This window comes from Bradyrhizobium lablabi (genome assembly GCF_018129385.1).
GTDB classification, from domain to species: Bacteria; Pseudomonadota; Alphaproteobacteria; order Rhizobiales; family Xanthobacteraceae; genus Bradyrhizobium; species Bradyrhizobium lablabi_C.
Genome location: NZ_JAFCLN010000021.1, coordinates 21,728 through 47,532, shown reverse-complemented (window position 1 = coordinate 47,532; position 25,805 = coordinate 21,728). Strand labels below are relative to the sequence as shown.

Sequence of the window (25,805 nt, the reverse complement as noted above, 5' to 3'; positions counted from 1 at the left end):
GTCAGCGAACGAACGTGCCGATGCGCGCCATGCGCGGGCCCGAGTCGGCCGCGCGGCCGATAGAAAAGTAGATCATCCCGACGCGACCGATCATGTTCTCCAGGGGAATGGTACCCATTGCCGTACGCACGCGGCTGTCGGCGGAATTGTCCCTGTTGTCGCCGAGCATGAAGAAATGGCCGGCCGGCACCGTATAGACGTTGGTGTTGTCGTAAAATCCATTGTCGACACAGTCGAGCGTCTCATAGCTGACCCCGTTGGGGAGCGTTTCACGCCATCGCTTCGTCCCGCGTGTACTCGGGCCGCCGCACGGGTCTTCCCCCATAAAGTCAGCGAGGCGCTCGCGGACGACCGGAACGTCGTTGATGTAGAGCAGCCCCTGCTTCATCTGAATGCGGTCGCCGGGCAGCCCGACCACCCGCTTGACGTAGGCAGTCGCATTGTCCTTCGGCAAATAGAACGTGACGACATCGCCGCGCGCCGGCTCGCCGCCCCAAATGCGTCCCGCAAACGGCTGTGCCGAGAGCGGCCACGTAAAGCGGCTGTAGCCATAGGCGTATTTTGAGACGAAGAAATAATCGCCGACCAGCAGCGTGGGCTTCATCGATCCGGCCGGAACGCTGAACGGCTGAAACAGGAAGCCGCGGATCAGAACCGGCGACGCCAGCACCAGAGCCATCAGCACGAAGCTCATGACGACAAGCGCAGCGATCGCCCACGGCGATTCGCGTTTTATCTCCTGGGCTATCGTCATCGGGCCTCCGTAACGGTCGCGGCCAAATTAGCGATGACAACGCCAGGCGCAATCTCGAATTGAACGATGTCCGCGCGAGAATGCGTGGCTTCGCGACAAAAAACCTTCAAATCCGTTGCGCGTGAAATTTATTTTCCTGAGCAATCTCAAGCTGATTTGGGTCGTCCAGATCGCCGTGCAAAAATATCGCTTTACAATTCTGAAAATCAGAAGTATAACCCAACCGTCTCGCACCCACATGAGGGGCGTATCGCCACCGTCACGACACGTTGGGCGCGGGATGCGATGGACGCGGCGGCGCCACAGGCGAGTGGCGTTGTGCTTCAAGAGAGGACCGCACGGGCCGTGCCCGGCGAAGCCTCTTGGCGAAGCCGGGCTGCGTACGGTCAAGTCGTGTGGTTCTGACGCCGCGATGCTGGCGTCAAGTCGGCTGGCTCTTGCGTGAGCTGCCGATGACGGTGACAACGAGCTCGCCCCACCGGGAAGATCACGAAGTAAGCCGTAACACCATTGCGCAGGGGATGTCGGAGTGTTCTCCGCTCACCTGTATGCTCGTGTGCAGCTTTTTGTGCTTGCGCATCAGGCACACGAGACCGCGGGTGCAGCGCGCACCCGGCATTCCCTGCGCCCTCTCTTCGGAGGGGAGCAACGAACTTGCAAAGCTCGGATGCAAATTGCGTCGCGAGAACGCCGCCACATATTCACTCGTCATCGTCCGCGAAGGCGGACGATCCAGTATTCCAGAGGCCGCAGTGATTAAACCGATGGTCCGCGGCGTACTGGATGCCCCGCCTTCGCGGGGCATGACGGCGAGTGGTTGGGCGAATGTCGGGCGCTATACTCATGTACGAGCACATCGCCGCCCCGCCCTCGCTCAATTCACCCGCGCCAGCACCGCCAGCTTGCGAATGCCCTTGTTCCGGTAGGCATCGAGGAACGCGTAATAATCCTTGAACGAAACACAGCCGTTCGACTGTCCCGTGCCGCCGAGCATGTAGGTGTGCGCCAGCAAACCGTCGCGGCCAAAGATCTTGTCCTCGCCGCCGATCGGCGTCAGGCGCAGCGCGGGCACGCCGTGGAACAGCGCCTCGCGCGGCTTGAGCGTGTAGATGTGCGGCGGCGTCACGCCCTGCATCCGCACATGCGAAAAACGGACGTCGTCCATCTTGGAGCCGAGGCCGGAATGCGCCTCGAGCTGGGTGCCGTCGGGCAGGTAAACCTTCTTGGCCGAGATGTCGTAGACCGCCGTGTCCTTGTCATAGGGCGGCGAGCCGCCGAGCATCGGATTCTGCTCCTTCAGGACGCTGCCGGTGGCGCTGACATCGGCGGAAGCAAACGCCAGCAGCGATCCCGACGACGGCGACTTGCCCCAGAGCTTTTCGACCATGTCGGGCTTGTCGCCGGCAACTCCCATCACCGCCGCCTTGGCGCGCTGCGCCATGTCGCGGGCCTTTGCGAACCTGGACTGCGAAGGCTGTGTGGGCGTGGCGAGCGCGACCTGCACGGATGCGGAAGCGGAAGATTTCGTCTTCGGGGGCTCGGCGAGTTTCGGCAGCTCGGGCTGCGGCGCGACTTCGGCAACCTGTGTCGTCTCGGCGACGCGCGAAGCCTCGCTCTGCGCGGCGTAGGCCGCAAACCGTTCGTTAAACATAATCGAACTTGTCGCGGCAACCGAGACCGGCCGCTCGATCGCGCTGGCCGCATCCGGATATTCGGCGAACACGTTGTCGATCAGCGTCGAGGCCGGAATGCTGCGCGCGATAGAACTCGACGTCGGCTTCACAACCGGCGCCTCATAGGCCGCGCTGTTCACGGACGGATAGACGCTCGCGCCCAATATGTTGGAATACACCGTATAGCCGCAGCCCATCACAAGGCACGCAATAGCTGCGTGGCCTCTAAGATTTGGGGACTTGGCTTTCCGGGAATTTCGACGCTTCTGCGCCGCGACGCCGCCGGTACTCGTACTCATTCCACTCGCGTCCAGAACAGTTCCACTTTTCCTCTTCAAGGCAGCGCCGAAACTTCCCGGCGCGGCCTTTCGCAGAGGCGCGGAGCGTCATTAAGGCGACTTTTAGTAAAAAGCGGATTAAACGCAGGCCGTTGTAAGGCAAGGCGAATTGGCGCGATTTGTCCTCGAAATCACCCCCGTAATTGCCCGGGCAACTGTTGCAAAACGGGACTCGCAGCGCGTGTTCGCAGAACGTCCCGTGTCGCCTTCTTGCTGCTTCAATCCTTAATCGGATCGAACGCGTTCGAGGTCCGACATCAAGTGCTGGTGTTTTCACGGCCGTCGTCACCCGCGAAGGCGGGTGACCCAGTATCCCAGAGGCGGCAGTGATTGAATCGAGAAGCCGCGGCGTACTGGATGCCCCGCCTTCGCGGGGCATGACGAGTCGTTGTGGAGACGCGCTGTGGTCGGATCCTTCCCTATCGTATCAACTCCGGCGGCGGCGAACGATCGAGCGCTTCGCCCTTTGGATCCTGCAAGAGGAACAGCCAGTAGGTTTCGACGACCAGCGGTCCGCGCATGCGCTTCACTTCGCCGACGTTCTCGACCCTTGCAAAAAAATCCTTCAGGAACGGGCGGCCGGTCGGTGCGCTGTCATCGACATAGAGCAGCTTGCCGGCAAGCAATTTTGCATCGGGCTCGGGCATGTTGGTCCAGCGAATGCGCTGCGCCTGCTGCGCGACGCACGTGCCTTTCGGCAGATAGAAGGCGAGCCAGCCCGTGGTGCCGTAATCCGGCGCGAGCACGCAGCCAGCGCCGGTACGCACGCGCACCGCCTCGATCTCGCGCGCAGCCTGCTGCCAGCCGATGCCGACGCTGCGCACGGTGGCGTCGCGCCGATAGCCAGTGAACCAGCCAGTGTTGGCCTGCACGATCAGAAACGCAAACAGCAGGATGCCCGACGGCGCGGCCCAGCGCAGGCAGAAATCGGCGAGGCGCTTTTGTCTGACGTCCCACTTCGTGAGGTGACCGGCGAAGGCGGCGGCGACTGCGAAGGCCGGATAGACCGGCGCGAACCAGTTGGCCTCGACGCGCGCGTGCAGCGAGTGCCAGACGAAATAGGCGACGATGGTCCAGAACATCGCGTTGACCAGCGTGCGCGCCGCGTGAGCGCCGGCATTCCGCCACATCATCGCGTGCAGCCCCATCGCGCCGAGGATGAAGACGAGCGGCGTTGCAAAGGCGACCTGGGTCGGCACCAGCTCGGCGATGAAGGCGGGCTTGAAATCCTCGATGCGCGCGCGGCCCATCTGCTTGATGAAGGAGACCCAGTTGTGCTCGGCGTTCCACAGGATCACCGGCGAGAAGATCGCAAATGCGATCACACCACCCAGATAGGGCCACGGCGAGATCAGCCAGCGCCGCAGTCTCGGCACCGCAATCAGCCAGATCAGGATCGCCGGACCAAAGAACAGCGCGGTGTATTTCGACAGCAGCGCCACGCCGACCGCAACGCCGACGGCGAGCCACCAGAGGCCGCGCCCGGTCTCCAGCACCTTGGCAAGGAAGAACAATACAAAACTCGAGGCAACCAGCAGGGGCGCGTCCGGCGTCACGATCAGGAGACCCACCGCCGCCATCAGCGTGACGTTGAGCAAAATGGCCGCGGTCGCCGCCACGCGCCGGCCGCCGAACAGGATGCCGGCGGCCTGGTACACCGCAAAGCTCATCGGCAGCGCCAGCAGGATCGAAACCAGCCGCACGCCGAGTTCGGTATCGCCCGCAATGATGGTGCCGGCGCGGATCACATAGGCGACCATCGGCGGGTGGTCGTAATAGCCGCCCGCCAGATGCTTCGACCACATCCAGTAATAGGCTTCGTCGAAGGTGAGCGGCGTCCAGGCGGCGGCCACCAGCCGCAGCACGACCAGCGCGACGACGACCAGAACCGTATTGAGGACGAGCCGCGCGTCGCTCTGGTTCATCTTGCCTTCATCGCTTGCGCCAGACGAACAGTCCGGACATCGCGTAGTTCCACACCACGCCCATCAGCGCGCCGGCAAGGCCCGCCAGCCACCAGATCGGTTCCTGATCGTAGACCGAAAACGCAACGCCGACATTGGCGAACAGGCCGACGCTACAGACAAGATAAAACAGAATGAGGCCGCGCAGGATGGCAAAGCCCTTCAGGCGCTGGTCGCGATAGGTGAGAAAATTGTTGAGGATGAAATTGCTTGTCATCGCGACGAACGCCCCGAGCCCTTGCGCCTCGGCGAACGGCACGTTGAGGATTTCATGCGCGATGTACAGGGTGGTCAGATGAACGACCAGGCCGGTGGTGCCGACCATGCCGAACAGGATGAAGCGCAGCGAGATCACGTCATGCGTGAGCTTGGCCAGCACGAGGCCCAGGAAGTCCAGCGCGACCATGGAGTCGAGCTTGCTCTCGCCGTGCAGCCGCGAGCCGAAGGTGTAGGGCACTTCCACCGTCCGCAATTCGCCACGGGCGGTCGCGATGATATCGAGCAGGATCTTGAAGCCCTGCGTGGAAAGCTGCGGCGCCAGTTGCTCGAACCGGTCGCGGCGGATCATGAAGAAGCCGCTCATGGGATCGGCGATCTTGACGCCGAGCGTGCGCTTGGCGACCTCCGTGGCGAGCGCGCTGGCACCGGCACGCTGCTTGTTGAAGCTGTCGGCACTGCCGCCTTCGATGTAGCGGCTGCCGACCACCAGCTCCGCCTGCCCGCTCTCGAGCAGCGAGAGCATTTTCGGCAACTGCGTCTCGTCATGTTGCAGGTCGGCGTCGATCACGGCGGCATAGGGCGCGCTGGAGGCCAGGATGCCCTCGATGCAGGCGCCGGACAGGCCGCGCCGGCCGATGCGACGGATGCAGCGGACGCGGGGATCGCGCTGCGCGAGCTCGCGAACCACCTCCCAGGTAGCATCGGGGGAATTGTCGTCGACGAACACGACTTCGAACGGCGTGGCGCCGAATGTCGTCACAAGCCGCTGGTATAGCTTGGTGACGTTATCGCGCTCGTTGAAGGTCGGGACGACGACCGAAAGGTGAGGCAAACCAATGGCCTGCGACGGGGTTTCGGGGCCCGGTTTGATCGCTTCGTTCATGCGCAAGCGTATAGCGGCACGCCCCGGGGATGCCAAGGCGCAGTTCCCCGGGGAATACAGGGAAAACAGGCGAAAAACGACCGGATCGGCCCGTCAGGGTTGCACCTTCCAAATGTCACCACAGCAGCGCCGTGCAACCAACAATCCGAAACCGCGATTCCAGCGCAAACATCGCGGAGTGTCCGACTTTGCCTTGATTTGGCAGCAGTGGAGCTTGGGGACATGTCGAATTCAGAGAAGGAAAAAACCGGCGAAAAATCCGGCAAGAAGAAGCAAAAGAAGAGCAAGAAATCAGATCAGGCGAAGGCAATGCCCGATCAGCAGGCCGCGCGGGAATTCGTCGACGCTGTCGTTGCATCGGCCGATACCGCACCGGCCGGCATCGCTGCAACCGCGGAGGCCGCCCCGGCCGAGCCGCCCGTGGTAGAAGCACCGCCTGTGGTGGAATCGCGCCCCGTTGCGGAAGTGCCCCGGGTAGCGGAGGCGCCCCTGGTAGCGAAGGCGCCCCGCCTTGCCGAAGCTGCCGCACCGGAGACACCTCCGGCCGCAGCGAAGACGGAAACGACCACTCCGGTCGGCCTACAGACGATCGCCTCCGCCTACCGCGACTACACAAGGAAATCCCTCGAGGATGCCCAGTCCTACGTCGAGAAGCTCTCCAGCGTGCGCTCGCTCGACAAGGCGATGGAGGTGCAGACCGAATTCGCAAAGCAGGCTTACGAGACCTTCGCCGCGGACTCGCGGAAGATCCGCGACCTCTACGGCGAATTTTTCAAGCAGTCGATGCGGCTGCCGATGCTGCCATTCGAGAGGAGACGCGATCGATAGGGTGGGTCCGAAGGGCTCGCCGTCCCAAAACGGGGCCAAAAATGCCAACGACCACGAACGAGGGGCGCGCGTACATCCGGCGCAGCCGCTATTTCGTGGTCGTCCCGGCGCCGGAACTACTTACAAGCTCGACGTCGCCGTTGGAGGCTAGATAGGTATGCTTTGGCGTTCCGCAAGGTCTGCCCGCCGACAAAAGCCCCCCGCCCGGCGGGCTAATTCGGGACTTCCCGGATTACCGGTCCGCGCTGGCCGGGCGTCGCCGGCGCGGCGGGTGCCGTCTGGGCCGCGGGCGCCGCCGCCGGCTTCGACTTGCCCATCGGCCCCATCGGTCCGTAGGCAAACGCGATCACCAGAACGATGGCGGCAACAATGCCGCCCAAAATGCCCGCAACCGACTGAGAATCCATACCGCAGCAATCCCCTTGCCTTATGCCCGATTGATACCATGGAAGATCATGACGCGGGAATAGGTCCGAAGGTTTGGCAGTAGCCGTCAACTGGCCAATTCTGCGCGATTTGATTAGGTTTATTGCCAAGCCCTCACCCATCCCCTGAAAGCCCCACCGTGACCAAATCCCCGAAGGCATCGGCAAAGAACGCCGGCAACATCTATATCGGCATCGGCGGCTGGACTTTTGAGCCGTGGCGCGGGGTGTTCTATCCGGAGAAGCTGGCGCAGGCGAAGGAGCTGTCCTACGCCGCCTCCAAGCTGACCTCGATCGAGATCAACGGCACCTATTACGGCTCGCAGAAGCCGGAGAGCTTTCGCAAATGGGCGCGCGAGGTGCCGGACGGATTCATCTTCTCTCTGAAGGGGCCGCGCTTTGCCACCAATCGCCGCGTGCTGGCGGAGGCCGGCGATTCCGTGAAGCGGTTCTACGATTCCGGCGTGCTGGAACTCGGCGACCGGCTCGGGCCGGTGCTCTGGCAGTTCGCGCCGACCAAGAAATTCGACGGCGCCGATTTCGGAAAATTCCTGGAGCTATTGCCGCGCAAACTCGACGGCCGCGCATTGCGGCATGTGGTGGAAGTCCGGCACGACAGTTTTTGCGTCCCGGAATTCGTCGCGCTGCTGCGCCAGTTCGAGACGCCGGTGGTGTTCGCCGAGCACGGCAAATATCCCGCGATCGCCGATGTCGTCAGCGACTTTGTCTACGCGCGGCTACAGAAGGGCAATGACGAGATCAAGACCTGCTATCCGCCGAAACAGCTCGATGCCTGGGCCAAGCGATTCCAGGACTGGGCCGCGGGCGGCGAGCCGGATGATCTGCCGCGCGTCGATGACGCGAAACCGAAGAAGATGCCGCGTGATGTGTTCGCCTACGTCATTCACGAGGGCAAGGTCCGCGCGCCTCACGGCGCGATGGAGCTGATCGAAAGGGTGAAGTAAACGCGCTAATCGAGCTTGATGCCGGCTTCGCGAATAAGCTTGGTCCAGGTCTCGTATTCAGACTTCACGAACGCATCGATCTTGTCGTTCGGCACATCAAACACCTCCCCGCCGCTCTTCTCGAACCGCTCCTTGAGATCGGGCAGCACGGCGCGGATATCGCTGCGCAGCCTGGCGATGATCTCCGGCGGCGTCCTGGCGGGCGCGAAGATGCCGAGCCAGGAGTCCACATCAAGGCCGCTCACGCCCGCCTCCGACATGGTCGGCACGTCAAGCGCCTGCGCGCTGCGCCTGGACGAGAGCACGGCAATGCCGCGCGCCTGTCCGGACTGCACGTAGGGCAGCCCCGCCGCGATCGAGTCGAAGAACAGGTCGATGCGGCCGGCAAGCAGATCGGTGAAGGCAGGCGGCGAGCCCTTGTAGGGCACCTCCTGGAGCTTGACGCCGGCGGCCTTCATGAAGGCCGCCGCGACCAGATGCTGGCCGGTGCCGACGCCCGCCGTCGCAACGCTGATCGCGCCGGGATTGGCCCTGGCTGCCGCGACGATGTCGGCGAGCCTGGCCTGCGGCAGATCCTTGCGGGCGACCATGATGTAGCCGAACCGGTAGACCAGCGCGACCGGCACAAAATCCCTCTGGGGATCGTAAGCCAGCTTGGAGTAAAGCGCCGAATTGAACGCCATGTTGGAGAGCCCGCCGACCACAAGCGTATAGCCGTCCGGCTCGCTCTGCGCGGCAGCCTGCGTGCCCACGACGGTGCCCGCGCCCGGCTTGTTCTCGACAAAGAAGCTCTGGCCGGTGCGCTTCGACAGCACGTCGGCGACCTGCCGCCCGACCAGGTCGTAGCTGCCGCCGGGGCCGATCGGCACGATGATCTTAACGGGTCGCTCCGGCCAGGCGATCTGCGCCTGCGCCATCGCGATGCCGCCCGCAAAAGCGACGAGCCATGCAAGCAAGTGTCGGACGCCCAACATCATATCCCCCCATATGCGGCTTCAGGCCTCGGCGAACTATGCGATATGCCGCCTGCCGCGGCAACGCATGTCGTTCCGCGTCACATCACCTCGGCGGTTATGGCAATCAGTCGGCCGCTGGCATAGCCTCGGGGCGAGCATCGGAACTGCCGGGAAGATCGACATGGCGCGCAAGACAAAACTCTTCACCATCGGCTATGAGCAGACGCCGCCCAAGGCGGTGCTCGATGAGCTCGAGCAGGCCGGCGTCAAACTGCTGGTCGACGTGCGCGCAGTGGCGGCCTCGCGCCGGCCCGGCTTTTCGAAGAACCAGCTCGCCGCAGGCCTCGACGAACGCGGCATCTCCTATCTGCATCTGAGGGGATTGGGCACGCCGAAGGACGGCCGCGAGGCGGCGCGCAGCGGAAAGTTCGATCTGCTGCACAAGATCTATTCAAAGCATTTGAAGACGCCGCAGGCCCGCGAAGAGCTCGATGAACTCTCGGCGCTGGTGAAAAAATCGGGGCCCGTCTGCATCCTCTGCTACGAACGCGACCATACGCACTGTCATCGACGATGGATTGCGGAGATCATCGAGGAGCGCGACGGCGTCAGGATAGAGAATCTGGCGGGGCGGCAGGTGTAGCCTCACCGCTCTCCCGCCAGCGACAACGATCCTTCCATCATCATCACGCAGTTGCCGCCGACATGCGTGGAAGCGATCGAGCCGCCTTGCTTCACGACCCGCGTCAGCAGCAGGCTCGGCCGGCCCATATCGACGCCCTGCCCGATCCGCAATTTCAATTCGCCGTCGCGCGCGGGATCGAGATCAGCGAGCAGCGCTGCCGCGGCGGCGGTCGCGCTGCCGGTGGCGGGATCTTCGGACAATCCGCTGGAGCCGGGATGGAACATCCGCGCTTGCAGATCGAGCGGCTGCTCAGCGGCCGGGACATCGCGCGTATAGAAATAGACCGCGTCAGTGCCGATGCCGGGCAAGATATTCGCAAACCCTTCGGCGCTCGGCTTCGCCCGCCGCAAGGCTTCGCGCGAAGCCACTTCCACCATCAGAAAGGGCAAGCCCACGGAGGCAACCAGCGGCGGATGACGGTCGGTCTTCACATCGGCCGCCAACAGCGAAATGCATGAAGCGGCCTGCTCCTCGCTGACTTGCGCCTGCTTGCTCAATGGCTGCGGCGCTGTCAGTTCAGCGCCGGCGACCTTGCCCTGCTGGCTCAAAATAGCGACCGGCACCAGACCCGCCTTCTCCTCGAACAGCAGCCGCGCCGGAGGTGTTGCCGCCCGCCTCGCCAGCACGAACGCAGTGCCGACGTTGGGATGGCCGGCAAAAGGAATTTCGCGGTTCACGGTGAAGATGCGCACCTGCGCGTCGTGGCCGGCCTCCTGCGGCGGCAGCACGAAGGTCGTCTCGGAATAGTTGAATTCTGTAGCGATCGCCTGCATCTGCGCGGTCGATAGCCCGCCGGCGTCCAGCACCACGGCCAGCGGATTGCCGCCGAAGGCGCGGTCGGTGAAGACGTCGACGGTGATGTAACGCCGCTGCATTCCAGACACTCCTATCCCAACTGCCAGACCGCCATCGGGCGGTCGTATCCGCGGATCGGCACCTCACCGAGCGCGACCGCGTCGTTCGCCTCCTCGCCGAGTGCCTCGCGCACGTCGGTCGAGATCAGGAACTGCGAATTGAACTCCTTGTTGAGCGCCTCGATCCGCGCAGCAAAATTCACGGTGTCGCCGATCACGGTGTATTCCTTGCGCCGGGGTGAGCCGATGCTGCCGGCGACGACCTCGCCGATATGGATGCCGATGCCGATCCGCAGCGGCCAGGAACTTGCCTGGTTAATCCTGTCGTTGGCGATGAGCATCTCGCGCGCTGCGGCGACAGCGCGCTGCGCCGCGTCGTCCGCCGCCAGCGGGGCGCCAAACAGCGCTAGAAAACCGTCACCCAAAAACTTGTTCACGATGCCGCCGTGGCGGTCGAGGATCTCGACCAGCACGGCAAAGGCGCCGTCGAGGCGATCGACTACCTCCTGCGGCGAACGCTCGCGCGCACCCGAGGTAAAGCTGCGAAAATCGACGAACATCACCGCAACGCGGCGGATGTCGCTCTCCGCCGTGGTGCCCTCCGCCATCAGGCGCTCGACCACCTGGGGCGAGACGTGCTGGCCGAACAGATTGGTGATGCGATCGCGCGCGGTAGCGGCCTTGATGCTCGATTCGAATTGCCGGCGCAGCAGTGCGCCGACCGTGCCGGCGAGCAGGCCGCAAACCAGCAGGATCAAGCTACGCGCGCCGTGATAATAGATGTTGGGCTCCGCTGCGGGCGCTCCGGCCGGGTGGTAGAACATCGCCATGCAAAAAAGCTGCGTCGCCGCGACGAAGCCGGTGAATGTCGAGAGCCAGAAATCCAGCCGCAGGGTCGAAAGGATGATGAAGATGAAATAGACGAACGGCCCGACGAAGCCGAGCGCCGCCTCCGACCCCATGCTGTTGATTTGCAGCGCCAGCGCTGCGGTCGGCATCGACGTCTCGATAAGGGCGCTGAGATAGCGGCGAAACTTCGGTATGTCGTGATGGACCTCGAGGTGCCTGCTGATCACAGCATGGACCCAGAGCTCGAACAGGATGAACGGCACGATGAAGAAGTAAAGGTAGAGTGGATTGAGGTTGCCGTGCCAAACCCGGCTCACCGCGTCGGGCGCGAAGAGAAAGATGCCTCCGGAGACGAGCGAGAGCAGCACCGTCGTCCCGATCAGCGCTTTGATGCGGATCAGCTCGGTGCGCAGCACTTCCTGCGTCAGCGCGTGCTCGAAGTCGGTGGGTATCACCGCCGGCTTCTTGCCTCCCCATGGCACGAAAATAACCATCTCCGTCTAAATCCGAATTGCACCGAACGAACCGGGCGCATCTACCTCAGTCGAGCGTACGGCGGAAACGTGTAACCGCAATCGTCATTGCCAGCAACATCAGTGCAATCAGTGCAATGGTGTCGTACTGCAAATTCTGGATGGTTGCGCCCTTCAGCATGATGGCGCGGACGATGCGAACGTAATGCGTCAGCGGCAGGCCCTCGCCGAGATATTGCGCCCATACCGGCATGCCGGCGAACGGAAACATGAAGCCGGACAACAGGATGCTCGGCAGGAAAAACATCATCGAGAGCTGCATCGCCTGCAACTGGTTCTGCACGATGGTCGAGAAGGTATAGCCGATGGAGAGGTTCGTCGTGATGAACAGCGTGGTCAGCGCGGCCAGCAGCAGCACGCTGCCGAGGATCGGCACGCCGAACAAGAGCACACCGATGCCGACGATCAAGCTCGCCTGGATGAAGCCCACGATCACGTAGGGGATGATCTTGCCGAACATCACCTCCACCGGCTTGATCGGCATCGACAGCAGGCTTTCCATGGTGCCGCGCTCGATCTCGCGCGTGACAGACAGCGCGGTGAAGATCAGCATGGTCATGGTCAGGATGGTGCCGACGAGCCCGGGGACGATGTTCAAGCGCGAAGAGGCCGCGGGATTGTAGCGTGCATGGGCCCTGATCTCGAACGGCATTTCCGGCGGATCGCCAATGTGAAGGTCATGTGCCAGCGCGGTCTGCACCAGGGCGCCAAGGGTCCCGAGCGCCGAGCCCGCTGCAACCGGATCTGTGGCATCGGCCGCCACCAGCAGCGCCGGCTTGTCGCCGCGCCGCACCATTCGCTCGAACCCACGCGGGATTTCGACGCCAAACAAGACCTTGCCGGACTTCAGGAGATCATCGAACTCGGCGACATCGTGCACTTCGCGGGTAAAGCGGAAATAGGCGGTATTCTCCATCGCCTTCAAGATCGATCGCCCGAGATCGGAATCCTCCTGCAACAGAACCGCGGCCGGCAGATGGCGCGGCGTGGTGTTGATGGCGTAGCCGAACAGCAGGAGCTGCATCACCGGGATCATCACGATCATCGCGAAGGAGACGCGGTCGCGGCGGAGCTGGATGAATTCCTTCACCAGCATGGCATAGGAACGGCGCCAGAAGCCGAACGAAGGTTCGGGAGCCCCGCGGGCCTGTTCGGATATCGCGGTCACGCTCATTGGAAATTATCCTTCGAGCGATTCATCAAATCGATAAACACGTCTTCCAGCGAGGGCTCGCTGTCCTGCCACTTCCACTTCGCGCTGTCGCGGTATGGCGCGACCGATGCTTCGAGCGCGGCCTTGTCGCGGCCGGAGACGTGCAGGGAGGTGCCGAACGGCGCCACCATGTCGACGCCGGGCTTGCCGGTGAGTTCGGCTGACAGCGTATTGAGGTCGTCGCCGGTGACCGTGAAGGTGGACAGCGCCGATTTTGCGATTACCTCGTCCACGGTGCCATGCGCCAAGAGGTTGCCATAGGCGATATAGGCGATCTCGTGGCAGCGCTCGGCCTCGTCCATGTAGTGGGTGGAGACCAGCACGGTCAGGCCTTCGGCGGCGAGCGCGTGAATCTCGTTCCAGAAATCGCGGCGTGCCTTGGGATCGACGCCGGCGGTGGGCTCGTCCAGCAGCAGCAATTGCGGGTTGGGCAGCGTGCAGGCGCCGAGTGCGAGGCGCTGCTTCCAGCCGCCGGAAAGCTCGCCTGCGAGCTGCTCCTCGCGGCCGGACAGGCCGATCCGCTTGATCATTTCGCGCGCGGCACCTTTGGCATTCGCCAGGCCATAGAGCCGCGCGACAAACTCCAGGTTCTCGCGCACCGAAAGGTCCTGGTAAAGGCTGAAACGCTGCGTCATGTAGCCGACCTGGCGCTTGATCTTGTCGGCGTCGCGGCGGATGTCGTAGCCGAGACACGTGCCCTCGCCGCTGTCGGGTGTCAGCAGCCCGCAGAGCATGCGGATAGTGGTGGTCTTGCCGCTGCCATTGGGTCCGAGAAAGCCGTAGATCGAGCCGCGCCTCACCTGCATCGACAGGTCCTGCACGACCTTGCGGCCGCCGAACGATTTTGTCAGGCCCTCGACATCGATGGCGATGTCGGGCGGAGGGGTGCGTGCCGGGGTCATCGCTTGTCCGCAACCGGAATTTTGGCGTTGAGATAGACGCTGATCGGCTGGCCGACCCGCAGGCTGTCGGGCCGCGACGGCCGCGCCTGGATCAGGTAGACGAGCTTGTTGCGCTCATCGAGGCTGTAGATGACAGGCGGCGTGTATTCCGCAGATGTCGCGATGAAATAGATTCTCGCCGTGAGGTCGGCGGAGCAATTATCGCACGTCACCTTCACCTCGTCGCCGATCGTAAGTTTCGGCAGTTCGGCCTCGGGCACGAAGAAGCGCAGCTTCATATTGCCGGGCGGCATGATCGACAGCACCGGCCGCTGCATCGGCACCATCTCGCCCTCGCGGAAGTAGATCTGCTGGATGGTGCCGGCAACCGGCGCAAAGCCCCTGCGCCGCGCCAGCCGCGTCTCAGAAGTGTTGACCCGCGCTTCGGCGACGCGCAGCGCTGAGACCGCCGAGTCCAGGTTTGCTTGCGTACCGGAGCCGGTTCTGCTCAGCGACGCCGCGCGGTCATAGGTCTGCTGCGCATTGGCGAGCGTCGCCTTGTTCTGGTTGAGATCGGCCAGCTGAAGGTCGTCGTCGACCGAATAGAGCTGATCGCCGGCCTTCACCTGGTCGCCTTCACGCACGTTGAGCTTGATCACCCGGCCGCTTTCGTCGGGGCTGACAAAGATCATGTCGGCCTCAACCCAGCCCTGGAATCCGGGATCGCGCTTTTCGTTGCAGCCGGCGACCAATGCGGCCAGCGCCAGCGCTGCCAAAAGCCTTGTCGTCATTCGCGACGAGGTCATGTCGTCCTCCGTTCGCCGAAAATCAGATCGAGGTGGGTGCGAAACATCTCGATCGCATCGAGCGGCGCGTGCTTTTCGAACAGGCTCTGCCAGATCACTGCGATCATCGCGGGCGCCACCATGATTTGCGGAAATCTGGCGAGGTTCTTGTTGGTGATCTCGCCGCGCGCGATGCCAAGTTCGATCAGCGCGCGCATGCCGGCCAATCCTTTCGAGACCACCTCGCGGTAGTAGAAGTCAGCGATCGAGGGAAAACGCGGTCCCTCGGCAACGATCAGCCGGACAATGTCGCCGCGCCGCGTGGTCGCGACCTCCCGGATGAAGTTGAGCGCAAATCCCTCGATCAGCTCGCGCACCGTGCCGCTGGCGGGCGGCGGCCCCTGCATGCGGCCGACCAGCGGCACGATCGCCGTGCGGATCAATTCCTCGAACATCGATTCCTTGTCCTTGAAGTGCAGGTAGATCGTCCCCTTGGCGACGCCTGCGCGTTTGGCGATGTCGTCGAGCCGCGTCGCGGCAAAGCCGCGCGCGATGAACTCCTCCATCGCCGCATCGATGATCGCCTGCCGCCGCTCTGCCGCGCGCTCGGTGCGGTTGAGCTTGATCAGCGGCAATTTTGCCGAGACGACCTTTGTCTGCTTCGCGGCCGACGCCCTGCTTGCCGCACGGGGTTGGGCAGAAACGGGATGGCGTGAAGTTCTGGTATCCGGCTTTTTCATGCACGAACTATGACTGACTAGTCAGTCATAATCAAGCACTTGACGGTCACATGGCCGTGAGCAACGCCGCCGTCAGAAATGATCTTTTGTTTTCATATGGTTACGCAGAGACCCCGCAGGTCGTCTGCGACCGGCTAGCTGTGAAACTTCAAGCCATCGACGATCTTGTCGATCACCTTGCGCTCGGCACGCATGGCGAGCCCGACCAGGTTGAGAGCCGTGCGAGCAACCGCCCTCACCGCGTCGCGGTTGGCGGCATCGTGCGTGGTCTTGAACATGTCCTCGGTATAGACCGCGGGCTTCACGTTGCGCGCCAGCGCACGTTCGAGCGCGCGGGAAAGCGCTGGCCCGTCGGCGCCGTAGATCAGGATCGGCTGGCCGATCAGCGAATGATATTTTGTCCCCGAGCCGTCTTCATAGGGCTCACCGATACATTCGGGAAACGCGGCGGCGATGCCCGAGGTGAGGAAGGAGGCGACGTTGAGTTTTTGCCAGGCTTCCAGGTCGGTCCGGATCACGACCGCGATTTTGGTGTCGAACTGCATGCGAGCGAGCTTAGCCGGAACGACAGTCGGCCGTCACCCCTTGGCGTCACAGGCCCAGGCGCGGATCACGCATTCCTTGCCGCCGTATTCGTAACACTTCTTCGTAGCGGCGTTGAGCGAGCTGGAGATTTTTGGCTTCACGGCATAGCCGTGCGGGCCGCAAGGGTTGGTCATGTCGACGGCGAGCGCGGCGCAGGCGCGCTTCATCGTGAGCGCGGTGCACTGGCCCTTGCATTGCTTGAGCGCAGCAGCACGCGCCTGGGCTTCGGCCGGATAGTCATAAGCCTGGCCATAGGCACCGCATTTGCCGACTGCAAAGGCCCCCGCGCCCCAAGCCTCGGTGACGAAACGCGCACCCGCCAGCAGCAAGGTCAGCGCAAAAATGAATAATGCGCGGCGCTGGGCCTGCGCAGTCGAAACAATCAAAATCCCCTCCCCCGAGGCAACCGCGGGCGAATCTATCGGGGGGACGTTTCCACTTGGTGAACGGAGGGTTGAAAACAGCTAGCGGCTTAGCCGCGCCGCGCGGCTTCCAGCGCCTGCGGCGTGTCGATGTCGAGGAAGGCGCTGTCGCCTTCGACCGGCACTTCCGCCACGGCTTCCGCGTGCTTGGCGATCAGGTGCCGCGCGCCGATGTCGCCGTCGAGCGTCATCAGCTCCTTGAAGAAGCGGCGCGACCACAGCACGGGATTGCCGCGCCGGCCCTCGCTGACGGGCAGCGCGATCAGATGGCCGCGGTCGGGCGCGAAGGTGTCGATCAGCCGGTCGATCAATTCCGAGGAGATCAGCGGCATGTCGCCCAAACACACGATCGCGCCGTCGGCATTTTCCGGTACCGCAGCGATGCCAGCCTTGACCGAGCTTGCCAGTCCGCCGGCGAAATCCGGATTGCGAGCGAATTTCACCTTCAGGCCGGCCAGCGCCTGCTCAACCAGCTCGGCCTGATGCCCGGTGACGACGATGACTTCCGTGGCTTTCGAGGCCAGCGCCTGCTCGGCGACGATCCGCACCAGTTTCTTGCCGTCGATTTCGGCGAGCAGCTTGTTCGGACCGCCCATCCGGGTGGAGCGGCCAGCCGCCAGCACGATCGCCGCAACGTTGCGATTGCCTTCGGTATCCGGGACGGTGCGCGGCTGCGGCCGCGTGACGATCTCCATCAACAGGCCACCGACGCCCATGCCGGTGAGATCGGCGCGCGTGACTTTCAGCCCCGCGAGCAGGCGCATCAGCACCCAGTCAAAGCCGTTCTCGACCGGTGAGCGCGCGCAGCCGGGCGCGCCCAGCACCGGCACCCCGCCGGCGTTGCCGATCAGCAAGAGATTGCCGGGATCGACCGGCATGCCGAAATGCTCGACGGCTCCGCCGATTTCGGTGATCGCCGCCGGGATCACGTCGCGCCGGTCGGCAATGGCAGAGGCGCCGAATACGATCACGAGCTCGGCGCCGAGGCCGAGCAATTCCTTGATCGACTTGGCAAGCTCATCCTCGTCATGCGGCACGCGGCGCTCGGCGATGATGGAAGCGCCGGCCGGCGCCAGCCGCTCCGCAGTCACCCGCAGCGTCTTGTCGATCACTTTTGGCGACAGCCCGGGCAGCAGGGTCGAGACGATACCGACCTTCTTGATGACGTAAGGCGCGATGCGCAGCACGTCCTTGCCGGCGGCGGCAACGGCCGCATCGCGCAGCTTCGCTTCGACCCCGAATGGAATGAGCTTTACTGTGGCGATCATCTCGCCTTCGACGACCGGCTTGAAGGCCGAGAGCGTCGCAAAGGTGATGGCTTCATCGACACCGTTGATGCGGTCAACCGCGGCGCGGTCCACCACCATCACGCCGGCGCGCGCGGCGAACAGATTGGCACGGCCGGTGAAGGCGCGCTCGACATTGACGCCCTCGCCCGCGACGGCCTGCGCGATGCTGGCGGCGGCGACGTCTTCGGAGACGTCCCCCTCCTCCAGCCGCACCACAACGATTTGCTTGACGCCGGCCTTCTCGAGCGCCTCGACCTCCGCAGGACCGATGGTGGTGCCCTTCTTCAGCACCAGCGCCCCCTGGCGAAGGGTATGGACGGTGACGCCGCCAATCGCGTCAGCCGGACTGGCGGGACCGAACTTCATGCCGCTTCTTCTTTTTCTTTTGGAGGCAAACGTAGCTGCGCCGTGATCTCGGCCATGATGGAGACTGCGATCTCGGAAGGAGAGACCGCGCCGATGGCAAGCCCGATCGGCGCATGGATGCGGGCGATGTCGCTTTCCTTCGCACCCTGCGCCCGCAGGCGCTCGGCCCGCTTGGCATGCGTCTTCCGCGAGCCAAGCGCGCCGATATAGAAGCAATCGCGCTCGAAGGCGTGCAGCAGCGCCGGGTCGTCGATCTTGGGATCGTGCGTCACCGCCACGAAAGCCGTGTAGTGATCAATGTTGAGCGGCGGCAGCGCGACGTCGGGCCATTCCGCGATCAGCGGCACATCCGGAAAGCGCTCGGGGCTGGCGAAGGCCGTGCGGGGATCGACGACGGTCACGTCGTAGTCCAGCGCGCGCGCCAGCGGCGCCAGCGCCTGGCTGATATGGACAGCGCCGATGATGACGAGCTTTGCGGTCGGCGCGTAGACATTGAGGAACAGCTTTTTGCCGCCGACCTCGACATTGCCGCTCTTGCCCATGCGCAATTGCTTTGCAAGTTCGGCACGCAAGGGATCGGTAGAAAAATCCCTGGCTTTCACCAGCCGCTGCTCGCCATTGGACGTGTCGGTGACGATGATCACGGGCCGCCGCGCGGCGCGTTCGGTGTTAAGCTCTTTGAGGGTTTCGAGCTTCACGGCTAGCCAACCTTCTCGACGAAGACGCGGATGGTGCCGCCGCAGGACAGCCCGACATTCCAGGCGGTCTCATCCGCCACGCCGAATTCCAGCATCTTTGGCTGGCCGCTCGCGATCACGTCGAGCGCCTCGGTGACAACCGCACCTTCAACGCAACCGCCCGAGACCGAACCGAGAAAGGTACCGTCATCGTTGATGACGAGGCTGGAGCCGGCCGGCCGCGGCGCCGAGCCCCAGGTTTCCACCACCGTCGCCAAGGCCACCCCGTGGCCGGCCTTCTGCCAGTCTTCGGCCGCCTTCAGGATATCCTCTTCGCGATTGAGCATGGCAAACCTCGTTCAGGCTGCGGGGCGGATCTGGCTGCGCTGGTGGGTCGGCGGCGCGGAAAGCGCCTCGATCAGTCCCTCGATTGAACTCAAATTATGCACCGGGCGGAATTCGTCAACGTGCGGCAGCATCATTTTGATGCCCTGCGCCTTGGCCTCGAAGCCGCTGTAGCGCAACAAAGGGTTGAGCCAGATCAGGCGACGGCAGGAGCGGTGCAACCGGTCCATCTCGAAAGCCAGCTTTTCGTCGCCCTCGCGCTCCAGCCCGTCGGAGATCAGCAGCACGACGGCGCCCTGCCCCAGCACGCGGCGGGCCCACATCTTGTTGAAGGTGTGCAGCGAGGTGGCGATGCGGGTGCCGCCGGCCCAGTCCTCGACCGTGGACGAACAGGCTGCCAACGCCTCGTCCGGATCGCGCTGCCGCAACGAGCGCGTCACATTGGTCAGCCGCGTGCCGAACAGGAATACCGAGACGCGCTTGCGGGCGTCGGTGATGGCATGGAGGAAATGCAGGAACAGGCGGGTGTATTCGCTCATCGAGCCGGAGATATCGAGCAGCGCCACGATCGGCGCCGGCTTGTCGATCCGCCCGAGCTTGTGGATGTCGATGATGTCGCCGCCGGTGCGCAAGGACCCGCGCAGGGTGCGGCGCATGTCGAGCCGCAAGCCGCGCGCATCCGGCTGATAGCGGCGGGTGCGCAATTCCGCCTGCGGCAGCCTCATCTTCTCGATCGCGCGAGTGACTTCGGCAATCTCGGCCGCAGTCATCTGCGCAAAATCTTTCTTTTGCAGGACTTCCTTGTCGGATACTGCCAGCCGCAGTTCCTGCTCCTGCACCTGCGGGACGTCGTCTCGCATCGAGGGCTGGGCAAACGCCTCCTGCACCCGGCGCGAGGCCGGCGGCGGCTTTTTCTTGGCGTGATCGGGCAGCGGCACCGAGTCCAGCATGCTCTTCCATTCCTCGGTGGCGCGGAAGAACAGGTCAAAGGCTTGTGCGAAGATCAGCGCATGCTCGTGACGGGTGACGAAGATCGATTCCAGCGCCGCATAGACGTCGGCACGGATGCCGATGTCGACCAGTTGCAGCGCGTTCATGGCGTCGATGACAGCACCGGGCCCGGCCGGAATGCCGGCGGCGCGCAGCGCGCGGGCAAAGCCGACGACGTTGTCGGCAATGTTGCCGGTGGGGGCGTTGAGGTGGTTGATCGCCATCGGTGCCTCGTCATTCCGGGGCACGCGAAGCGTGAACCCGGAATCTCGCGCCGTCATCTCCGGATTCCGGGTTCGCACTGCGTGCGCCCCGGAATGACGACTAGTCGCTCGTCGCTTCCTTCAAAACCTTCTGTAGCGTATCGCCCTGCATGCGAGCGATATCGTCCTGATATTTGAGCAACGCCCCCAGCGTGTCGCCGACCACCTGCGGGGTCAGCGAGCGCGCGTCAAGTTCGGACAGCGCGGTGGCCCAGTCGATGGTCTCGGCCACGCCCGGCGACTTGTAAAAGTCCTGGTCGCGCAGCGTTTGCACGAAGCGCACGACCTGCTGGGAGAGTTTTGCCGAGATGCCTGGCACGCGCGATTTCACAATCGCAAGCTCGCGCTCGGCAGAGGGGTAGTCCACCCAGTGATAGAGGCAGCGCCGCTTGAGCGCGTCATGGATCTCGCGGGTTCGGTTGGAGGTGATGATGACGATCGGCGGCGCCGGCGCCTTCACCGTGCCGAGTTCGGGGATGGTGACCTGGAAGTCCGAGAGGATTTCGAGGAGATAGGCCTCGAAGGCCTCATCCGCGCGGTCGAGTTCGTCGATCAGCAGCACCGGCGGGCCAGCCACATCCGGCTCCAGCGCCTGTAGCAGCGGCCGCTTGATCAGATAGCGCTCGGCAAAGATGTCGGACGAGAGCTGGTCGCGGTCGGTCTCGCCCGATGCTTCCGACAGGCGGATCGCGATCATCTGCGCGGCGCTGTTCCACTCATAGACCGCCGAAGAGACATCGAGACCCTCGTAGCATTGCAGGCGGATCAGCTTTCGCCCGAGCACCGCCGCCAATACTTTCGCGATCTCGGTCTTGCCGACGCCGGCCTCGCCTTCGAGAAACAGCGGCCGGCCCATGCGCAGCGAAAGATAGGTCACGGTCGCGAGCGACCGCTCCGCCAGATAGCCGCGCGAGGCGAGAAGCTCCAGCGTCGCATCGACGGATTTTGGTAACGCCGATGCACTCATGGGACAGCCAGTCTTGCTTCGGTAGGATGAGAGAACGTCAGGCTTTTGCGGTCGCGGCTTCCACCGCGCGCCGCGCCAGCACGGAGATCAGATGCGCCCGATACTCGGCGCTGCCGTGCAGGTCGCTGTTGAGCCCTTCCGCCGGCACCGTCAGGCCGTCGAGCACCTTGTGCGAAAAACGCTTCTTCAGCGCTTCCTCGAACGCGGCGACGCGGAACACGCCGTCCGAGCCCGCGCCGGTGACGGCGACGCGCACATCCGACGGACGCTTGGCGACGAACACGCCGACCAGCGCGTAGCGCGAGGCCTGGTTGCGGAATTTGATGTAGGCCGCCTTCTTCGGCAGCGGGAACATCACCTTGGTGATGATCTCGTCGGCCTCGAGCGCGGTCGAGAACAGGCCCTGAAAGAATTCTTCGGCCTTCAGCCGCCGCTTGTTGGTGACGATGGTGGCCCCTAGCGCCAGCACGGCGGCGGGATAATCCGCGGTCGGATCGTTGTTGGCGAGCGAGCCGCCGATGGTGCCCTTATGGCGCACCGCGGGATCGCCGATCATGCCGGCGAGCTCGGCGAGCGCCGGGATCGCTTCACCAACGATCGCGGAATTGGCGACGTCCGCGTGCTTTGCGGTGGCGCCGATCACCAGCGAGCGGCCCTTCATCTCGATCGCATCGAGGCCTTCGATGTGGGAGAGATCGACCAGATGCGGCGGGCTGGCCAGCCGCTGCTTCATGACCGGCACCAGCGTATGGCCGCCGGCGATTACTTTGGCGTCCTCGTTCTTGGCCAGCAGATTGGCAGCCTGCCTGACGGTACCGGGACGATGATATTTGAATTCGTACATGAGGATTTCCTGATCGCAGGTCGCGATTGATTTACGCGAGGTCCGACTTCGCCATCGCCTTGGCGCCGGCGGCGATCGAAACGACGATATTCTGGTAACCGGTGCAGCGGCAGAGATTGCCTTCAAGCTCTTCGCGGATGACCTGGTCGGACAGATCGTGGCCCTTGCGGTGCACCAGATCGACCGCGGTCATGATCATGCCGGGGGTGCAGAAGCCGCATTGCAGACCATGATGCTCGCGAAACGCCTCCTGCATCGGATGAAGCGGCGCGCCGTCAGCCGCCAGCCCCTCGATGGTGCGGACCTCATGGCCGTCAGCCATCACCGCCAGCGTGGTGCACGACTTCACAGCCTTGCCGTCGAGATGCACGACGCAGGCGCCGCATTGCGAGGTGTCGCAGCCGACATGGGTGCCCGTCAGCCGCAGGTTTTCGCGGAGGAACTGGACCAGCAGGGTACGGGGGTCGACGTTGGCGTTAACGGGGTTGCCGTTCACGATCATGGAAATCTTGGCCATCAGCACTCTCTTATCTGTCCGGCCGCATATCGGCCAAACAGGGGATTAAAATCATTCCAATCGTCATATTATGGGCCCTCCCGGTAATGAGCAACCTCGCCAGCCATCCATTGTCGGCATGGCCTGCCGCGGCTTACCGGGACTTTCGCCGGAGGCTAGCCCTGCACCGCCCTTAGCCTTGCACAGCTTTGGCAAAGTTGGCGAAGAACTCGTCGGCCAGTTTCTTGGCCGAGCCGTTGATCAGGCGCTGGCCGAGCTGGGCCAGCTTGCCGCCGATCTGCGCCTCGACATTATAGGTGAGCAGCGTACCGCCGTCCTTGTCCGACAGCGCCACATCCGCGCCGCCCTTGGCAAAGCCGGCCACGCCGCCTTCGCCCTCGCCCGTGATCTTGTAGCCGTTGGGCGGGTCGAGATCGCTCAAGGTGACCTTGCCCTTGAAGCGCGCCGACACCGGCCCGACCTTGACCTTCACCGTGGCGCGAAAGCCCTGGTCTTCCGTCACCTCCAGCTCCTCGCAGCCGGGGATGCTGGCTTTCAGAACCTCGGGATCGTTGAGCTTGTCCCACACGGCCTGGCGCGGCGCCGCAAGCTGGACTTCGCCGTTCATCGTCATGGCCATGGGTGGAGCCTCCAAATCACTGACAAGATCACGTCACTCGACTGCCCCCAGTAAAGCACGGTCGGCCCAAAAGGAAGGGCATCATTTGGATGACCGCCGATGCATATTCGCAGCGCAACAATTCCGCGTGAATGGTTTGGGATTGGCAGGGAGGTGCCGGGGTGGTTAGGTCGCGCGCAATGAGCACGTCCCTCTCCCCCCTCCTCGCACCGATGCTGTCGAGCGCGGCGATGCGCGCCGTCTGCGACGATGCGGCAACCCTGCAAAACATGCTGGCTTTCGAGGCCGCGCTGGCGCGCGCCGAGGCGGCGGCCGGCATCATCCCGGCAGCCGCGGCCGGTCCGATCGCAAGCGCCTGCAAGGCCGAATCATTCGATGCGGCTCACCTGGCGGAGGCCGCGACCCGCTCCGGCAATCTCGCCATTCCCCTGGTCAAGGCACTGACCGCCAATGTGGCCAGGATCGACGCGGAGGCGGCGCGCTACGTGCATTGGGGCGCAACCAGCCAGGACGTGATCGACACCGCGACCATGCTGACGCTGCGCGCCGGTATCGATGCGCTGCTCGGCGATATCGATCGCGCCATCGCGGGCTTTGCCAAGCTGGCGCGGCAGCACCGCAACACGGCGGTGGTCGCGCGCACCTGGCTACAGCATGCGCTGCCGATGCCGTTCGGGCTGAAGCTTGCCGAATATGCCGCGGCGCTGCATCGCTCGCGGGCACGGCTGAAGCGGTTGCGCGGCGAGGCATTGGCGCTGCAATTCGGCGGCGCCGCAGGCACGCTGGCCGCGCTCGGCGACAAGGGCCTGGTCGTCGCCGAAAAACTCGCGCAGGAGCTCGAGCTGCCGCTGCCGGAAGCACCGTGGCACAGCCATCGCGACCGCATCGCGGAAGCCGCCTCTGTATTTGCCATCATCGCCGGCACCTGCGGCAAAATCGCGCGCGATGTGTCGCTGATGATGCAGACCGATGTCGCCGAGGCTTTTGAGCCCGCGGGCGAAGGCCGCGGCGGCTCGTCCACCATGCCGCACAAGCGAAATCCGGTGGCGGCCGCCGGCGCGCTCGCCGCGGCGACGATGGCGCCGAACCTCGCGGCAACGATCCTTGCGGCGCAAGTCGGCGACCACGAACGCAGCGCCGGACCGTGGCATGCGGAATGGCCGACCCTGCCGACGCTGATGCTGGTCACGTCCGGCGCCCTCGCGGCCATCGTCGACATCGCCGAAGGGCTGGAAGTCGACGCGGCCCGCATGCGGGCGAATCTCGACGTGACGGGCGGGCTGATCCTGGCGGAAGCCGTATCGATGGCGTTGGCGGAAAAGATCGGCAAGAGCGATGCGCATCATCTGATCGAGGCTGCCAGCAAGAAGGCAGTCGCCGACAAGAAGCACCTGCGCGAGGTCGTGACGGCCGATGCAAAAATCACGGCGAATCTAGCTGCGGAAAAGCTTGCAAAACTGTTCGAGCCGATGGCCTATCAGGGCGCTTCGCAAGCGCTGATCGACCGGCTGCTCGCCTCGCTCGACGACAAATAGGATTCGGAGACACCTGACATGCCCATGATCGACGCCGACGGCTGCCTGCTCAACGTATCCGTCGAAGGCCGCGATGGCGGGCCGACCTTGATGCTGTCGAATTCGCTGGGCTGCACGCTGCAAATGTGGGAGCCGCAGATGCCGGCGCTAACGCAGGTATTCCGCGTCATCCGTTATGATCGTCGCGGGCACGGCAAGTCGCAGGTCCCGCCCGGCCCCTACTCGATGGAGCGTTTCGGCCGCGACGTGCTGGCGATTCTCGACGATCTCAACATCGAGAAGACGCATTGGTGCGGCCTGTCGATGGGCGGCATGGTCGGGCAATGGCTAGGCGCCAACGCACCGGAGCGCTTTGGCAAGATCATCCTCTCCAACACCGCCTGCTACTACGCGGACCCGACCAACTGGCACAACCGCATCAAGGCGGTGAAGGAAGGCGGCATCGCTGCTGTTGCCGATACCGTCATCGCCGGCTGGCTGACCGCGGATTTCCGCGAACGCGAGCCGCAGGTCACGGCCAACATGAAGGCGATGCTGCTGGCTTCGCCCGTGCAGGGCTATCTCGCCTGCTGCGAGGCGCTGAGCACGCTCGACCAGCGCGAGCTGCTGCCCAGGATCAAGAGCCCGACGCTGGTGATCGCCGGACGCCACGACACGGCAACGCCGGTGTCGGCGGCCGAACTCATCCGCAGCAAGATTCCCGGCGCGAGCATGACGCTGCTGGACGCCGCGCATATTTCCAATGTCGAACAGCCGCACGCCTTCACCGAGGCGGTCGTCGGATTCTTGACGCAACGCTAACACTAACCACGTCATTGCGAGCGAAGCGAAGCAATCCATC

At 63.9% G+C, this 25,805-nt stretch carries 27 protein-coding genes; 5 read left to right on the top strand and 22 right to left on the bottom strand.

Features of this window, described 5'->3' with window-relative positions; all coding sequences use genetic code 11:
• Position 1 precedes the first annotated feature (1 nt).
• The 4 genes from lepB to JQ628_RS28890 form a co-directional block, all read right to left on the bottom strand.
• Complete coding sequence (gene lepB / locus JQ628_RS28905) at positions 2 to 754, bottom strand: signal peptidase I (protein ID WP_212228322.1); 753 nt, start codon at positions 752 to 754, stop codon at positions 2 to 4.
• An 874-nt stretch (positions 755 to 1,628) separates the two neighbouring features.
• Positions 1,629 to 2,726 carry a DUF2778 domain-containing protein gene (locus tag JQ628_RS28900; RefSeq protein ID WP_212228320.1) on the bottom strand — a complete coding sequence of 366 codons (1,098 nt, stop codon included), beginning with the start codon at positions 2,724 to 2,726 and terminating at the stop codon, positions 1,629 to 1,631.
• A 458-nt stretch (positions 2,727 to 3,184) separates the two neighbouring features.
• Complete coding sequence (locus tag JQ628_RS28895; protein ID WP_212228318.1) at positions 3,185 to 4,690, bottom strand: glycosyltransferase family 39 protein; 1,506 nt, start codon at positions 4,688 to 4,690, stop codon at positions 3,185 to 3,187.
• Positions 4,691 to 4,697: 7 nt separating this feature from the next.
• Positions 4,698 to 5,831: a glycosyltransferase gene (locus tag JQ628_RS28890; RefSeq protein WP_212228316.1), complete on the bottom strand. Its 1,134-nt coding sequence runs from the start codon at positions 5,829 to 5,831 to the stop codon at positions 4,698 to 4,700.
• 489 nt (positions 5,832 to 6,320) lie between these two features.
• On the opposite strand from JQ628_RS28890, the gene JQ628_RS34990 reads away from it, so the two are divergent.
• Positions 6,321 to 6,659 (top strand): phasin family protein, encoded by a 339-nt coding sequence (locus tag JQ628_RS34990; protein ID WP_433996173.1) that lies wholly within the window; start codon positions 6,321 to 6,323, stop codon positions 6,657 to 6,659.
• Positions 6,660 to 6,871: 212 nt separating this feature from the next.
• On the opposite strand, the gene JQ628_RS28880 is transcribed toward JQ628_RS34990, so the two are convergent.
• Positions 6,872 to 7,066 carry a hypothetical protein gene (locus tag JQ628_RS28880; protein ID WP_212228314.1) on the bottom strand — a complete coding sequence of 65 codons (195 nt, stop codon included), beginning with the start codon at positions 7,064 to 7,066 and terminating at the stop codon, positions 6,872 to 6,874.
• 158 nt (positions 7,067 to 7,224) lie between these two features.
• On the opposite strand from JQ628_RS28880, the gene JQ628_RS28875 reads away from it, so the two are divergent.
• Positions 7,225 to 8,049 (top strand): DUF72 domain-containing protein, encoded by an 825-nt coding sequence (locus tag JQ628_RS28875; protein WP_212228312.1) that lies wholly within the window; start codon positions 7,225 to 7,227, stop codon positions 8,047 to 8,049.
• Between the two features lie 5 nt (positions 8,050 to 8,054).
• Here the strand turns inward: JQ628_RS28875 and JQ628_RS28870 are convergent, their stop codons facing one another.
• The gene (locus JQ628_RS28870; protein ID WP_212228310.1) at positions 8,055 to 9,005 is read right to left on the bottom strand and encodes a Bug family tripartite tricarboxylate transporter substrate binding protein; all 951 of its coding nucleotides are present in this window, start codon (positions 9,003 to 9,005) and stop codon (positions 8,055 to 8,057) included.
• Between the two features lie 181 nt (positions 9,006 to 9,186).
• On the opposite strand from JQ628_RS28870, the gene JQ628_RS28865 reads away from it, so the two are divergent.
• Positions 9,187 to 9,648, top strand: coding sequence for a DUF488 domain-containing protein (locus tag JQ628_RS28865; RefSeq protein WP_212228309.1), 462 nt, complete (start codon positions 9,187 to 9,189; stop codon positions 9,646 to 9,648).
• A gap of 2 nt (positions 9,649 to 9,650) precedes the next feature.
• Here JQ628_RS28865 and JQ628_RS28860 read toward each other — a convergent pair whose 3' ends face one another.
• The 16 genes from JQ628_RS28860 to JQ628_RS28785 all read right to left on the bottom strand — a co-directional run bounded on the left by JQ628_RS28860 (position 9,651) and on the right by JQ628_RS28785 (position 23,429).
• On the bottom strand, positions 9,651 to 10,565 hold the full coding sequence (locus JQ628_RS28860; protein WP_212228307.1) for a PhzF family phenazine biosynthesis protein: 915 nt from the start codon (positions 10,563 to 10,565) through the stop codon (positions 9,651 to 9,653).
• 11 nt (positions 10,566 to 10,576) lie between these two features.
• Positions 10,577 to 11,887, bottom strand: coding sequence for an adenylate/guanylate cyclase domain-containing protein (locus JQ628_RS28855; protein ID WP_212228298.1), 1,311 nt, complete (start codon positions 11,885 to 11,887; stop codon positions 10,577 to 10,579).
• A gap of 46 nt (positions 11,888 to 11,933) precedes the next feature.
• Positions 11,934 to 13,100, bottom strand: a complete 1,167-nt coding sequence (locus JQ628_RS28850) for an ABC transporter permease (RefSeq protein WP_212228296.1) — start codon at positions 13,098 to 13,100, stop codon at positions 11,934 to 11,936.
• Positions 13,097 to 14,041: an ABC transporter ATP-binding protein gene (locus JQ628_RS28845; RefSeq protein WP_212228294.1), complete on the bottom strand. Its 945-nt coding sequence runs from the start codon at positions 14,039 to 14,041 to the stop codon at positions 13,097 to 13,099. Before JQ628_RS28845 ends, JQ628_RS28850 begins: the two co-directional genes overlap by 4 nt.
• On the bottom strand, positions 14,038 to 14,826 hold the full coding sequence (locus tag JQ628_RS28840) for an HlyD family secretion protein (RefSeq protein WP_212228292.1): 789 nt from the start codon (positions 14,824 to 14,826) through the stop codon (positions 14,038 to 14,040). Before JQ628_RS28840 ends, JQ628_RS28845 begins: the two co-directional genes overlap by 4 nt.
• The gene (locus JQ628_RS28835; protein ID WP_249128553.1) at positions 14,823 to 15,545 is read right to left on the bottom strand and encodes a TetR/AcrR family transcriptional regulator; all 723 of its coding nucleotides are present in this window, start codon (positions 15,543 to 15,545) and stop codon (positions 14,823 to 14,825) included. The genes JQ628_RS28840 and JQ628_RS28835 overlap by 4 nt, the downstream gene beginning before the upstream one ends.
• 134 nt (positions 15,546 to 15,679) lie before the next feature.
• Positions 15,680 to 16,090: a DUF2000 family protein gene (locus JQ628_RS28830; RefSeq protein WP_212228290.1), complete on the bottom strand. Its 411-nt coding sequence runs from the start codon at positions 16,088 to 16,090 to the stop codon at positions 15,680 to 15,682.
• A 33-nt stretch (positions 16,091 to 16,123) separates the two neighbouring features.
• Positions 16,124 to 16,516: a DUF4189 domain-containing protein gene (locus tag JQ628_RS28825; protein ID WP_212228288.1), complete on the bottom strand. Its 393-nt coding sequence runs from the start codon at positions 16,514 to 16,516 to the stop codon at positions 16,124 to 16,126.
• An 86-nt stretch (positions 16,517 to 16,602) separates the two neighbouring features.
• Positions 16,603 to 18,207, bottom strand: a complete 1,605-nt coding sequence (locus JQ628_RS28820; RefSeq protein ID WP_212228286.1) for an NTP transferase domain-containing protein — start codon at positions 18,205 to 18,207, stop codon at positions 16,603 to 16,605.
• The gene (locus JQ628_RS28815; RefSeq protein ID WP_212228285.1) at positions 18,204 to 18,905 is read right to left on the bottom strand and encodes an XdhC family protein; all 702 of its coding nucleotides are present in this window, start codon (positions 18,903 to 18,905) and stop codon (positions 18,204 to 18,206) included. Before JQ628_RS28815 ends, JQ628_RS28820 begins: the two co-directional genes overlap by 4 nt.
• Positions 18,906 to 18,907: 2 nt before the next feature.
• Entirely contained in the window at positions 18,908 to 19,231 is a 324-nt protein-coding gene (locus JQ628_RS28810; RefSeq protein ID WP_100417369.1) for an XdhC family protein, read from the bottom strand.
• A 12-nt stretch (positions 19,232 to 19,243) separates the two neighbouring features.
• A complete protein-coding gene (locus tag JQ628_RS28805) occupies positions 19,244 to 20,443 on the bottom strand; it encodes a vWA domain-containing protein (RefSeq protein WP_212228278.1) in 1,200 nt (399 codons plus the stop codon).
• Between the two features lie 100 nt (positions 20,444 to 20,543).
• Positions 20,544 to 21,449 (bottom strand): AAA family ATPase, encoded by a 906-nt coding sequence (locus JQ628_RS28800; RefSeq protein ID WP_212228276.1) that lies wholly within the window; start codon positions 21,447 to 21,449, stop codon positions 20,544 to 20,546.
• Positions 21,450 to 21,486: 37 nt separating this feature from the next.
• Positions 21,487 to 22,293 carry an FAD binding domain-containing protein gene (locus JQ628_RS28795; RefSeq protein WP_212228274.1) on the bottom strand — a complete coding sequence of 269 codons (807 nt, stop codon included), beginning with the start codon at positions 22,291 to 22,293 and terminating at the stop codon, positions 21,487 to 21,489.
• Between the two features lie 31 nt (positions 22,294 to 22,324).
• A complete protein-coding gene (locus JQ628_RS28790; protein WP_212228272.1) occupies positions 22,325 to 22,810 on the bottom strand; it encodes a (2Fe-2S)-binding protein in 486 nt (161 codons plus the stop codon).
• Positions 22,811 to 22,982: 172 nt separating this feature from the next.
• The gene (locus tag JQ628_RS28785) at positions 22,983 to 23,429 is read right to left on the bottom strand and encodes a CoxG family protein (protein ID WP_212228270.1); all 447 of its coding nucleotides are present in this window, start codon (positions 23,427 to 23,429) and stop codon (positions 22,983 to 22,985) included.
• A 179-nt stretch (positions 23,430 to 23,608) separates the two neighbouring features.
• Between JQ628_RS28785 and JQ628_RS28780 the strand changes: the two genes are divergently transcribed.
• Positions 23,609 to 24,964 (top strand): 3-carboxy-cis,cis-muconate cycloisomerase, encoded by a 1,356-nt coding sequence (locus JQ628_RS28780; protein WP_212228268.1) that lies wholly within the window; start codon positions 23,609 to 23,611, stop codon positions 24,962 to 24,964.
• Between the two features lie 18 nt (positions 24,965 to 24,982).
• Positions 24,983 to 25,765 carry a 3-oxoadipate enol-lactonase gene (pcaD, locus tag JQ628_RS28775; RefSeq protein ID WP_212228266.1) on the top strand — a complete coding sequence of 261 codons (783 nt, stop codon included), beginning with the start codon at positions 24,983 to 24,985 and terminating at the stop codon, positions 25,763 to 25,765.
• Positions 25,766 to 25,805: the final 40 nt, after the last annotated feature.

What these genes read in the sequence shown, in the direction of transcription:
- JQ628_RS28785 (WP_212228270.1), bottom strand. Translation starts at nt 23,429, where the DNA reads ATGGCCATGACGATGAACGGCGAAGTCCAGCTTGCGGCGCCGCGCCAG.
- JQ628_RS28835 (WP_249128553.1), bottom strand. Translation starts at nt 15,545, where the DNA reads ATGAAAAAGCCGGATACCAGAACTTCACGCCATCCCGTTTCTGCCCAA.
- JQ628_RS28805 (WP_212228278.1), bottom strand. Translation starts at nt 20,443, where the DNA reads ATGGCGATCAACCACCTCAACGCCCCCACCGGCAACATTGCCGACAAC.
- pcaD (WP_212228266.1), top strand. Translation starts at nt 24,983, where the DNA reads ATGCCCATGATCGACGCCGACGGCTGCCTGCTCAACGTATCCGTCGAA.
- JQ628_RS28860 (WP_212228307.1), bottom strand. Translation starts at nt 10,565, where the DNA reads ATGCAGCGGCGTTACATCACCGTCGACGTCTTCACCGACCGCGCCTTC.
- JQ628_RS28830 (WP_212228290.1), bottom strand. Translation starts at nt 16,090, where the DNA reads ATGCAGTTCGACACCAAAATCGCGGTCGTGATCCGGACCGACCTGGAA.
- JQ628_RS28900 (WP_212228320.1), bottom strand. Translation starts at nt 2,726, where the DNA reads ATGAGTACGAGTACCGGCGGCGTCGCGGCGCAGAAGCGTCGAAATTCC.
- JQ628_RS28795 (WP_212228274.1), bottom strand. Translation starts at nt 22,293, where the DNA reads ATGTACGAATTCAAATATCATCGTCCCGGTACCGTCAGGCAGGCTGCC.
- JQ628_RS28780 (WP_212228268.1), top strand. Translation starts at nt 23,609, where the DNA reads ATGAGCACGTCCCTCTCCCCCCTCCTCGCACCGATGCTGTCGAGCGCG.
- JQ628_RS28810 (WP_100417369.1), bottom strand. Translation starts at nt 19,231, where the DNA reads ATGCTCAATCGCGAAGAGGATATCCTGAAGGCGGCCGAAGACTGGCAG.
- lepB (WP_212228322.1), bottom strand. Translation starts at nt 754, where the DNA reads ATGACGATAGCCCAGGAGATAAAACGCGAATCGCCGTGGGCGATCGCT.
- JQ628_RS28790 (WP_212228272.1), bottom strand. Translation starts at nt 22,810, where the DNA reads ATGGCCAAGATTTCCATGATCGTGAACGGCAACCCCGTTAACGCCAAC.
- JQ628_RS28845 (WP_212228294.1), bottom strand. Translation starts at nt 14,041, where the DNA reads ATGACCCCGGCACGCACCCCTCCGCCCGACATCGCCATCGATGTCGAG.
- JQ628_RS28850 (WP_212228296.1), bottom strand. Translation starts at nt 13,100, where the DNA reads ATGAGCGTGACCGCGATATCCGAACAGGCCCGCGGGGCTCCCGAACCT.
- JQ628_RS28880 (WP_212228314.1), bottom strand. Translation starts at nt 7,066, where the DNA reads ATGGATTCTCAGTCGGTTGCGGGCATTTTGGGCGGCATTGTTGCCGCC.
- JQ628_RS28865 (WP_212228309.1), top strand. Translation starts at nt 9,187, where the DNA reads ATGGCGCGCAAGACAAAACTCTTCACCATCGGCTATGAGCAGACGCCG.
- JQ628_RS28890 (WP_212228316.1), bottom strand. Translation starts at nt 5,831, where the DNA reads ATGAACGAAGCGATCAAACCGGGCCCCGAAACCCCGTCGCAGGCCATT.
- JQ628_RS28800 (WP_212228276.1), bottom strand. Translation starts at nt 21,449, where the DNA reads ATGAGTGCATCGGCGTTACCAAAATCCGTCGATGCGACGCTGGAGCTT.
- JQ628_RS28855 (WP_212228298.1), bottom strand. Translation starts at nt 11,887, where the DNA reads ATGGTTATTTTCGTGCCATGGGGAGGCAAGAAGCCGGCGGTGATACCC.
- JQ628_RS28820 (WP_212228286.1), bottom strand. Translation starts at nt 18,207, where the DNA reads ATGAAGTTCGGTCCCGCCAGTCCGGCTGACGCGATTGGCGGCGTCACC.
- JQ628_RS28895 (WP_212228318.1), bottom strand. Translation starts at nt 4,690, where the DNA reads ATGAACCAGAGCGACGCGCGGCTCGTCCTCAATACGGTTCTGGTCGTC.
- JQ628_RS28840 (WP_212228292.1), bottom strand. Translation starts at nt 14,826, where the DNA reads ATGACCTCGTCGCGAATGACGACAAGGCTTTTGGCAGCGCTGGCGCTG.